We start from the raw sequence: 11,844 nt of genomic DNA, 5'->3' as shown, positions 1-11,844 counted from the left end.
AATTGGTTGTTAGGAATCGGTGAAATTTTTGGTTTCTCTCATGGAGAGCTTTATTATCTTGCTCAAAGATTGGGGAACTCACCAAAGCCTGATGACTGGAAAAATGTATTTTTATCGCATGTAAACTACCTTGAACAAGAAGCAAGTAATTCAGGATTGAGTGAACAAACAAAGGCGCAGTATTATCTTGCACAGACCTACTCACTTCGCTCGGCAATCCAATTTACCGATCCATTTTCTGAAGAGTATTTACCGACCGTTCGTCAAATGGAGAAGGTGTTTTCTAGTGCAATTCATTCACTAGGTGCACCGATTGAAAAATTAACTATTCCCTATCAGGGTTCTTACTTGCCTGGTTATTATCTTCATAGCGACGATAATTGCCCAACGATAATCATGATTGGTGGAGGTGATACTTATCGCGAAGATTTATTTTACTTTGCAGGATATCCTGGATGGATACGAAATTATAATGTTTTAATGGTTGATCTTCCTGGTCAAGGGAGCAATCCTAGTAGAGGGCTGGTCTTTGATGTGGATGCTTCTATTCCAATTTCATTATGCATAGACTGGTTGGAAAATAGAAATCCTAAACTAAATTATTTAGCTATTTATGGTGTCAGCGGAGGGGGATATTTTACTGCACAAGCTGTCGAAAAGGATCCAAGAATTCATGCTTGGATTGCTAGTACCCCTATTTACGACGTTGCAGAACTTTTCAGAAAAGAATTTGGATCAAGTTTGAAAGCACCTAGTTGGTTAATAAATGCCATTTTAAAATTAGCTGGAAATTGGAATGAATCAGCAAATTTAAATCTTAAAAAGTATGCATGGCAGTTTGGTACTTCTGATTTTAAGAGTGCTATTGATGATGTATTTAACCATGCAAAGATTGTGGATTACCAAAAAATTCAATGCCCATGCCTTTTTATCATGGGAAAGGGTGAGGGTGCTGAACTGCAGCATCAAACTAAGGTGATTTATGAAGAACTTAAATCTAAAAATCAACAAACTAAACTTCAAGTATTTGAGGCGGAAAGTGGTGCGGACGCTCATTGCCAAGTCAATAATCTAAGACTCGCCCATAATGTCGTTTTTGATTGGTTGGATACTTTATTTGAATGGAATCAATCAAAGTTTTAGTTCTACTTATACCACTTAGATATATCTACCTTTTTACTGTTAGGGGCTACAAACTTATTTTACTTTAAGTAGCAAATTGGATAAATTCTCTACTGTTGATGGTAAGAGTAGGTTTTAGAATTTCAGGATTTGATGAAGTCTTTTCAAATAATGGATTTACTGAGTTATATTAATTATAGTTAAATAGTATTATTTCATTATTTACTAGGATTGTCCTCTGATTGGTATTAAGGGAAAATAGCTTTGAAAATTGAATTTTGATGATGACATTCTTTGAACAATTAGTGTTTAGATATGCTATTTAGTTACTAGAGTGCTCATTTAATAGAAAAAGAAGTAATTTCATTTTCAGTAAAAGTCCATAAAATACTTGAAAAATTATCTAGAAGGTGATATAATACAGTCTTGTAAGGGTTATCACATATAACTCAAAAAAGAAATAACTAAAGGAGAGTCAAACTATGGCTTCTAAAGATTTCCACGTAGTGGCAGAAACAGGTATTCACGCGCGTCCAGCAACATTGTTGGTTCAAACAGCTAGCAAATTTGCTTCAGATATCACTCTTGAATACAAAGGTAAATCAGTAAATCTTAAATCTATCATGGGTGTTATGAGTCTTGGTGTTGGCCAAGGTGCTGACGTTACAATTTCAGCTGAAGGTGCAGATGCTGACGACGCAATCGCTGCTATCACTGAAACTATGGAAAAAGAAGGATTGGCATAAGGAAAATGACAGAAATGCTTAAAGGAATCGCAGCATCTGATGGTGTTGCAGTTGCAAAAGCATATCTACTCGTTCAACCGGATTTGTCATTTGAGACTATTACAGTCGAAGATACAAACGCAGAAGAAGCTCGCCTTGATGCCGCTCTACAAGCATCACAAGACGAGCTTTCTGTTATTCGCGAGAAAGCAGTAGGTACGCTCGGTGAAGAAGCAGCTCAAGTTTTTGACGCTCACTTAATGGTGCTTGCTGATCCTGAAATGATCAGCCAAATTAAAGAAACTATCCGTGCGAAGAAAGTGAATGCAGAAGCAGGTCTGAAAGAAGTAACAGACATGTTTATCACTATCTTTGAAGGAATGGAAGACAACCCATACATGCAAGAACGCGCAGCGGATATCCGCGACGTGACAAAACGTGTATTGGCAAACCTCCTTGGTAAAAAATTGCCAAACCCAGCTTCTATCAATGAAGAAGTAATCGTGATTGCGCATGACTTGACTCCTTCAGATACAGCTCAGTTGGACAAAAACTTTGTAAAAGCTTTTGTAACCAACATTGGTGGACGTACAAGCCACTCAGCTATCATGGCGCGTACGCTTGAAATTGCAGCAGTATTGGGTACAAACAATATCACTGAAATCGTTAAAGATGGTGACATTCTTGCCGTTAACGGTATCACAGGTGAAGTTATTATCAACCCAACTGATGAGCAGGCGGCTGAATTCAAGGCTGCTGGTGAAGCTTATGCGAAACAAAAAGCTGAATGGGCTCTCTTGAAAGATGCTAAAACAGTAACTGCTGATGGCAAACACTTTGAATTGGCTGCCAACATCGGTACTCCAAAAGACGTTGAAGGTGTCAATGACAACGGTGCTGAAGCTGTTGGTCTTTACCGTACAGAGTTCTTGTACATGGATTCTCAAGACTTCCCAACAGAAGACGAGCAATACGAAGCTTACAAGGCTGTACTTGAAGGAATGAACGGTAAACCTGTTGTCGTTCGTACAATGGATATCGGTGGAGATAAGGAACTTCCTTACTTCGATATGCCTCACGAAATGAACCCATTCCTTGGATTCCGTGCCCTTCGTATCTCTATCTCTGAGACTGGAGATGCTATGTTCCGCACACAAATCCGTGCCCTTCTTCGTGCGTCTGTTCACGGTCAATTGCGTATCATGTTCCCAATGGTTGCGCTCTTGAAAGAATTCCGTGCAGCGAAAGCAGTCTTTGACGAAGAAAAAGCAAACCTTCTTGCTGAAGGTGTTGCAGTTGCGGATAATATCCAAGTTGGTATCATGATCGAAATCCCAGCAGCAGCAATGCTTGCAGACCAATTTGCTAAAGAAGTTGACTTCTTCTCAATTGGTACAAACGACTTGATCCAATACACAATGGCAGCAGACCGTATGAACGAACAAGTTTCATACCTTTACCAACCATACAACCCATCAATCCTTCGTTTGATTAACAACGTTATCAAAGCAGCTCACGCTGAAGGTAAATGGGCAGGTATGTGTGGTGAGATGGCTGGTGACCAACAGGCTGTTCCACTTCTTGTCGGAATGGGCTTGGATGAGTTCTCTATGTCAGCAACATCTGTACTTCGTACACGTAGCTTGATGAAGAAACTCGATACAGTTAAGATGGAAGAGTACGCAAACCGTGCACTTACAGAATGCTCAACAATGGAAGAAGTTCTTGAACTTCAAAAAGAATACGTTAATTTTGATTAATCAAAAAATCCTTGCAACCCAGTTGCAGGGATTTTTTTTAAGAACTTTCAAGAAAATCTTTCTTATATAAACTCCATTCTAGAGAAAGTAGCGGTGAAGAACAAAAAATACTTAACTGGTTCATAAAATTCTTGACAAGTTGCAAATTTAGGAGTAAACTATTAACCAGTTAAGTAATAGAGAGGAGTTTCTGCAATTTAGAAATGAATTGCAAATAGAAATATTAAAAAAGAAAGAGAGTTTCGATGAAAATTAATAAAAAATACCTTGCTGGTTCTGCGGCAGCTTTAATTTTAAGTGTCTGTTCTTATGAATTGGGACTGTATCAAGCTAGAACGGTCAAGGAAAATAACCGTGTTTCCTATATAGATGGAAAACAGGCTGCGCAAAAAACAGAGAATTTGACACCTGATGAAGTCAGTAAAAAAGAAGGTATTAATGCCGAGCAAATCGTCATCAAGATAACAGACCAAGGCTATGTCACTTCACATGGTGACCACTATCATTACTATAATGGCAAAGTCCCTTATGATGCTATCATCAGTGAAGAGTTGCTGATGAAGGATCCAAACTACCAGCTCAAGGACGAGGATATTATCAGTGAAATCAAGGGTGGTTATGTGATCAAGGTAGATGGAAAATACTATGTTTACCTTAAGGATTCAACCCATGCGGATAATGTCCGTACGAAAGAAGAAATCAATCGGCAAAAACAAGAACATAGTCAGCATCGTGAAAGAGGGACTTCAGCAAACGATGGTGCGGTAGCCTTGGCACGTTCACAGGGACGCTACACCACAGATGATGGTTACATCTTTAATGCATCCGATATCATTGAAGATACTGGTGATGCTTATATCGTTCCTCATGGCGACCATTACCATTACATTCCTAAGAGTGAGTTATCAGCCAGCGAATTGGCTGCTGCAGAAGCCTTTCTATCTGGTAGAAGTGGCCAATCAAAGGCGCCTACTTATCGCCGTACCAATAACAACAGTGCTAGCAGCGATGTAGATAGATGGAGCCCATCCTATAATAACCAAGGCAGTGGCTATACGAACACGAACACATCTAACAACAGTAGTGACGATAGTCAAGCAAGTCAAAGTGATGAGGATATTGATAGCCTTCTGAAACAACTTTACGCCTTGCCGCTCAGCCAACGACACGTAGAATCTGATGGCCTTGTCTTCGACCCAGCACAGATTACAAGTCGAACAGCTAGAGGAGTTGCTGTGCCTCATGGGAACCATTACCATTTCATCCCCTATTCACAGATGTCTGAATTGGAAGAACGAATCGCTCGCATCATCCCACTTCGCTATCGTTCGAACCATTGGGTGCCGGATTCAAGACCAGAACAACCGACTCCGGAACCTAGTCCAAGCCCGCAACCTGCACCAAATCCTCAACCAACTCCAAGCAATCCAATTGATGAAAAATTAGTTAAACAGGCTATTCGAAAAGTAGCTGACGGCTATGTCTTTGAGGAGAATGGAACCTCACGTTATATTCCTGCCAAGAAGCTTTCAGCAGAAACAGCAGCAGCAATTGATAGTAAACTAGCCAAGCAAGAAAGTTTGTCTCATAAACTCGGAGCTAAGAAAACCAATCTCCCATCTGGTGATCGAGGATTTTACAATAAGGCTTATGATTTACTAGCAAGAATTTATCAGGACTTACTTGATAATAAAGGTCGTAAAGTTGATTTTGACGCTTTGGATAAACTGTTGGAACGTTTAAATGATGAAAGCAGTGATAAAGTTAAGTTGGTCGAAGATATACTTGCATTTCTAGCACCGATTCGTCATCCAGAACGTCTAGGAAAACCAAATGCGCAAATTGCCTACACTGATGATGAGATTCAGGTAGCCAAGTTGGCAGGCAAGTATACAACAGAAGATGGCTATATCTTTGATCCCCGTGATATCACCAGTGATGAGGGGGATGCCTATGTAACTCCACATATGACCCATAGTCATTGGATTAAGAAAGATAGTTTGTCTGAAGCCGAAAGAGCGGCAGCCCAGGCTTATGCTAAAGAGAAAGGTTTAACACCTCCTTCGACAGGAAATACAGAGACTAAAGGAGCAGAAGCTATCTACAACCGCGTGAAAGCAGCTAAGAAGGTGCCTCTTGATCGTATGCCTTACAATCTCCAACATACCGTGGAAGTTAAAAACGGTAGTTTAATCATTCCTCATTATGATCATTACCATAACATCAAATTTGAGTGGTTTGACGAAGGACTTTATGAGGCACCTAAGGGGTATAGTCTAGAAGATCTCTTTGCGACTGTGAAGTACTATGTCGAACATCCAAACGAACGTCCGCATTCAGATAGTGGTTGGGGAAATGCAAGTGACCATGTTCAAAGAAACCAAAATGGTCAAGCTGATAACAATCATACGGATAAACCATCAGTAGAGAAACCTCGGGCAGACAAACCTGAGGAAGAAAAGCCGCGCGAAGAGAAGCCTCAAAGTGAGAAACCAGAATCTCCAAAACCAACTGAGGAGCCGGAAGAAGAATTACCAGAGGAACCAGAAGAACCTCAGGTCGAGACTGAAAAGGTTGAAGCGAAGTTGAGAGAGGCTGAAGAGCTACTTGCAAAGATCCAAGACCCCATTATCAAGTCCAATGCCAAAGAAACTCTCACTGGCTTAAAAAATAACCTGCTATTTGGTGCTCAGGATAACAATACCATTATGGCTGAAGCTGAAAAGTTGTTGGCTTTATTAAAGGAGAGCAAGTAAAGGTAGAAGCATTTTCTAGATCCTAAAAACAGGATAGGAGAACTAGAAAAGTTAAAATCGAAAATGAGAATAGAATGTAAGTTCTAGTTCTCATTTTTTTCATGAAAATGTGAAAAATATCTTGACATATAGTGTAAATAAAGATAAACTATTTACTAGTTAATTAAATGGTTAAATACTAGTTAAGGAGTAATGATGAAAAAAAGAACAATTCTACTATTAATGGCAAGTCTGTTGATTCTTGTCTTAGGAGCATGTAGCCAAAAAGAAAAACAAGAATCAAAAGGGATGAAGATTGTCACAAGTTTTTACCCAATCTATGCCATGGTCAAAGAGGTATCAGGTGACTTGAATGATGTACGGATGATTCAGTCAAGTAGTGGGATTCACTCCTTTGAACCATCAGCAAATGACATTGCTGCCATTTATGATGCGGATGTCTTTGTCTATCACTCTCATACGCTCGAATCTTGGGCTGGAAGTCTAGATCCTAACTTGAAAAATTCAAAAGTTAAGGTTTTAGAAGCTTCTGAAGGGATGACGTTGGAGCGTGTACCGGGCTTAGAAGATGTAGAAGCTGGTGACGGCATCGATGAAAAAACACTCTACGACCCTCACACTTGGTTAGATCCAGAAAAAGCAGGTGAAGAAGCTCAGATTATCGCTGACAAACTTTCGGAGATTGATAGTTCTAATAAGGAAACGTATCAAAAGAATGCTAAAAACTTTATCGCTAAAGCCCAAGAATTGACTAAGAAGTACCAGCCTATTTTTGAAAAAGCGAGTCAAAAGACCTTTGTTACACAACACACAGCCTTTTCTTATCTCGCTAAACGCTTTGGTTTGAAACAACTTGGTATAGCAGGGATTTCCCCTGAACAAGAACCAAGTCCGAGACAACTAACAGAAATTCAGGAATTCGTTAAGACCTATAAGGTTAAAACCATCTTTACTGAGAGCAATGCTTCTTCTAAAGTCGCTGAGACCTTGGTCAAATCAACAGGAGTTAGCCTAAAGACACTCAATCCTTTAGAAGCAGATCCTGAAAATGACAAAACTTACTTAGAAAATCTAGAAGAAAACATGAATGTTCTTGCAGAAGAATTAAAATGAGGAGATGATGAAAATGAAGAAGAAATACCTTGCAGCAGGATCGGCTCTTGTCCTTTCCCTAAGCCTTTGCATCTATGCATTGAACCAACACCAGGTAGAAGGAAACAAAGATAATAACCGTGTGTCTTATGTCGATGGGAAGCAAGATTCTCAAAAAACAGAGACCCAGACACCAGATCAAGTTAGCAAAAAAGAAGATATTCAGGCTGAACAAATTGTCGTGAAAATCACCGATCAAGGTTATGTGACTTCACATGGTGATCATTTCCATTATTACAATGGTAAAGTTCCTTTTGACGCGATTTTCAGCGAAGAACTGTTGATGAAAGATGCCAATTATCAACTGAAAGACGCTGATATTGTCAACGAAATCAAAGGTGGCTACATTATCAAGGTTGATGGTAAGTATTATGTCTACCTTAAAGATGCGGCTCATGCTGATAATATTCGTACGAAGGACGAAATTGAACGCCAAAAACAAGGTCATACTCACGATGCACCAACTTCTAACAGTGCAGTGACACTTGCGCGATCACAAGGCCGTTATACTACCGACGATGGCTACATCTTTAATCCATCTGATATTATAGAGGATACTGGTGATGCTTATATCGTTCCTCATGGTGGACATTACCACTACATTCCAAAGAGTTCCTTGTCTGCTAGCGAATTAGCTGCTGCTCAAGCTTACCTTTCTGGAACTAGAAAACAACCGACTGTGACGGACTATCGTCCTAGTCCAAACGCAACTGGTCAAACTACCAACCCAAGTCAACAGGCTGAAACACCAAGTAATCAAGCTGAGAGTCTTCAAAGTCTATTGCAGCAACTCTATGCTCTTCCAAGTAGTCAACGTTATGCTGAATCAGATGGCTTGATTTTTGACCCTGCTAAGATTTCGAGCAGAACACCAAGTGGCGTAGCGATTCCACACGGAAATCACTATCATTTCATCCCATATACAAAACTTTCTGCCTTGGAAGAAAAGATTGCACGTATGATTCCTTTATCTAGCGACAGTGGGAAGCCAACACCTTTGGAAAATCCAAGCAAACCAGCAGAACATCCAGCTCAACCAGATCATCATCATGACCAAGACGGTGACCATGGAAGTCAGGATACCAACCATGAAGACCATGACCATGATGGAGAGGAGCATGACCACCACCACGGTGAAGAACATGATCATGGTTTTGCAGCTGACCGTGTTATTAGTGAAGATGAGCAAGGTTTTGTAGTTTCTCATGGAGATCACGCTCATTATTTCTTTAAGAAGGACTTGACTGCAGCCCAAATCAAAGCTGCCCAAGATCACTTGAAAGAAAATCATCAGTCTCAGCACGTTCAACCACTTGCAAAGACTGTGGAAAGTTTCTCAAGAGATGCTAGCGATGAAGAAAAAATCAAGTATATCTCACAGACCTACGGGGTTCCGCTCGAAGCGATTCGTATTTCAAACGGCTTCTTTGTCTTTGGAAATCCGGATCAAGCCTATGATCCAACCCATATCCATCCTTATGCTGTTCGAAAAGAACATGTTCGTATTCCTCTCCAAACTGGAAATCCAGAACTGGATTTCCTAAATGAACTTTATACGACTGCCCTACGTGATGGGGTGTCTCCTTATAGTTTGCAAGTAGAGAATGGTAGCTTTGTGATTCCTCACGGTGATCACAATCACTACATTAAGGTTCAGACAAATGGCTATGAAGTAGCTTTGAAAAATAAGATTCCGGCCCTACAATCGACCTATCAACCTGGAGCATTTGATGAACAAACAGTTCTATCTAAGGTGGATCAACTTTTAGCAGATAGCAGAAGTCTCTACAAAGACCAGCCAATCATGCAGAGACGGGTTGAACTTGCTTTGGGGCAGTTCACCGAAAATATGAAAAAATTGGCAACAAACTCAACTGCTGGATACCTAGCAGCATTGGATCTCTTTAATAAACAGTATATCCATGTGGACCAAAATGTGGCACCGGTTGAAACTTCACCTTTAGATAAGAAGTACCAAGCTCTAGTAGATAAGATCAATACATTGGATACAGATACTTATGGCTTGCCTAAGAAAGATCTTTTGGTACATTTGCAGGAAGCAAAACTAGCACAGGATGAGACAGAGTTGGCTGTCATTGAAGCGAAACTGCAGGCCTTGCAAGATTTCCGAGATCGGACAGGGGTTACAACAGTAGAGTACATCAAGTACTTCTACGAACATGTGTCTGATGGTCGTTTGAGAGAAGAACTTCGGAACCGTGTTGCCAAGTTGACATGGGAACTTTACCAGTCACAATCTTTCCTCAAAGCAACCGACTTGAACAAGTTATTCCCAACTATTTACCAAACTAAGTTAGAAGTAGAAGAAGCTCTCAAAGAAGAACCCGTTTCTACAAAAGTTGGTAAGACTATTCTAGATACGGAAAAAGTAGATAGTCAAACTGCTAAGACCGCCATCTATGAATTCCTAAAAGAACTCTACGGTGATTTTATGCCAGAAGAGCGGGTTAGTCATGTTAAGAAGGAAGAAGTGGATGCTCTCCTAACTAAAGCTGCCCAACTCCTAGCACGTGTCAAAGAAGATGGTGTCAAACAATCCCTAGCTGAAGAAGCAGCTAATATCAAAGCGGCTACTGAAAAGGAAAATGCAGACCTTGACGAAGCTAAAACACAACTTGAGGATCTTTTAAATCGTATTGCAGCGACTATCCAACGAGAGAAAAAAGAAGCAGAACAAGATCCACAAACGGTGATTATCTACCAAAAACTCTATAATATCTTGCTCTCTCTTCACAAGTACTTAGAGGATAACAAAGGATCTGATGCTGACTTTGAACGTGTCGATGCCCTTTTTGATCAACTCGCAGCTAAAAGTAGTGATAAAGAAGGTCTCCTCACTCTAGCTAAAGAAATCATTAGCTTGAACCAAGAACTTCGTTCAAAAGCAAGTGAAACTGACAGTCAATCTAAGTCTGAGAAAGGCAGTGAAACAACTGCTTCTCAATCAAGCGAAAAGCAAGAGAAAAGTGAGACTGAGCCAAGTGCTCAACCAAACGAATAAAAAGAAAGACGAAGTAGCTGAGCTACCTCGTCTTTTTTAGTCTTTATAAGCTACAATACCAATGATGGTATCCACCGCACGCTCCATGGTCTGAAGACTGACGTATTCAAAACGTCCATGCATGTTTTCACCACCAGCAAAGATATTAGGAGTTGGGATCCCCATAAAGGAAATCTTAGACCCATCTGTTCCACCACGAATCGGTTCGATAATTGGCGCGATCCCTAAATCTTCCATAACAGCTTTAGCAATGGTAACGGGTGTCATGTCTTTCTCGATGACTTCTTTCATATTGTAGTACTGGTCTGTCAGAGTCAAGCTAACGCGATCATTCCCAAGCTCTTGATTCATCTTGTCAGCGATGGCTTGCATAGCTGCTTTACGAGCTTCAAAGGCATCTTTTTCAAAGTCACGGATGATGTAGCTTGCACGCGCCTCCTCGACACTACCTGTCACATCCATAAGATGATAGAAACCTTGATAACCATCTGTCAATTCAGGTCGGTCATTCTCTGGAAGTTGATTATGAAAATCAATCGCTAGCTGAAGGGCATTGACCATCTGTCCTTTAGCAGTACCAGGGTGAACATTGCGCCCTTGGAAATGAAGCTCAGCAGCAGCTGCTGAGAAAGTTTCATACTGAAGCTCACCTAGCGGACCACCATCAACAGTATAGGCAAAGTCAACGTTAAAGTCTTCAGCATCAAATTTGTTAGCTCCAACACCGATTTCTTCATCTGGTCCAAAACCAACTCGAATCTCACAGTGTTTGATTTCGGGATGAGCAGTCAGATATTCAATAGCAGTCATAATTTCAGCAATCCCTGACTTGTCATCAGCACCCAGCAAGGTCGTGCCATCAGTTGTGATAAGCGTTTGGCCTGGATATTTCTCAAGGCTCTTGAAATCAGCAGGATCGAGTTTAAATCCAGAATCACCCAAGTCGATAACTCCACCATCGTAATTTTCAATGACTTGCGGATTAACTCCCTCAGCATTAAAATCAGCAGTATCCATGTGGGAGATGAAGCCAATCTTGCGTGTAAGGCTGGGATCATTAGCTGGTAAGGTACCAATAGCAAAACCATTTGGAAGGTAGTAGACGTTTTGCAGACCGACACGTTTCATTTCAGGAATAAGAACATTGGTCGCAAAATCTACCTGGCTTTGCGTACTTGGAGTAGTAGTAGAGTGTTCATCAGAACGCGTATTGACCTTAACGTAGGTCAAGAAACGATCTAAAAGGTTCGGATAAGTCATAAAAACTCCTTTAACAATCATAAAATAGAATGCAAACTTCGGAAAAA

At 40.5% G+C, this 11,844-nt stretch carries 7 protein-coding genes; 6 read left to right on the top strand and 1 reads right to left on the bottom strand.

The window, feature by feature from the left end; all coding sequences use genetic code 11:
• The 6 genes from GMD6S_RS06830 to GMD6S_RS06805 all read left to right on the top strand — a co-directional run.
• The coding region (locus GMD6S_RS06830; protein ID WP_000295635.1) for an alpha/beta hydrolase family protein at positions 1 to 1,143 on the top strand (1,143 nt) is incomplete at its 5' end.
• Between the two features lie 461 nt (positions 1,144 to 1,604).
• The gene (locus GMD6S_RS06825; protein ID WP_000146948.1) at positions 1,605 to 1,868 is read left to right on the top strand and encodes a phosphocarrier protein HPr; all 264 of its coding nucleotides are present in this window, start codon (positions 1,605 to 1,607) and stop codon (positions 1,866 to 1,868) included.
• 5 nt (positions 1,869 to 1,873) lie between these two features.
• Positions 1,874 to 3,607 (top strand): phosphoenolpyruvate--protein phosphotransferase, encoded by a 1,734-nt coding sequence (gene ptsP / locus GMD6S_RS06820; protein ID WP_008289239.1) that lies wholly within the window; start codon positions 1,874 to 1,876, stop codon positions 3,605 to 3,607.
• Positions 3,608 to 3,852: 245 nt separating this feature from the next.
• Entirely contained in the window at positions 3,853 to 6,363 is a 2,511-nt protein-coding gene (locus GMD6S_RS06815; RefSeq protein WP_000700242.1) for a pneumococcal-type histidine triad protein, read from the top strand.
• 195 nt (positions 6,364 to 6,558) lie between these two features.
• On the top strand, positions 6,559 to 7,476 hold the full coding sequence (locus GMD6S_RS06810; protein WP_000747440.1) for a metal ABC transporter substrate-binding protein: 918 nt from the start codon (positions 6,559 to 6,561) through the stop codon (positions 7,474 to 7,476).
• Positions 7,477 to 7,489: 13 nt separating this feature from the next.
• Entirely contained in the window at positions 7,490 to 10,537 is a 3,048-nt protein-coding gene (locus GMD6S_RS06805) for a pneumococcal-type histidine triad protein (protein ID WP_000731456.1), read from the top strand.
• Positions 10,538 to 10,573: 36 nt separating this feature from the next.
• Here the strand turns inward: GMD6S_RS06805 and pepT are convergent, their stop codons facing one another.
• Positions 10,574 to 11,797, bottom strand: coding sequence for a peptidase T (gene pepT, locus GMD6S_RS06800; protein WP_000222029.1), 1,224 nt, complete (start codon positions 11,795 to 11,797; stop codon positions 10,574 to 10,576).
• Between the last annotated feature and the right edge of the window lie 47 nt (positions 11,798 to 11,844).

The organism is Streptococcus sp. GMD6S (assembly GCF_000297015.1).
The sequence above is the reverse complement of the archived record's forward strand: the minus strand, read 5'-3'. Positions and strand labels throughout refer to the sequence as shown.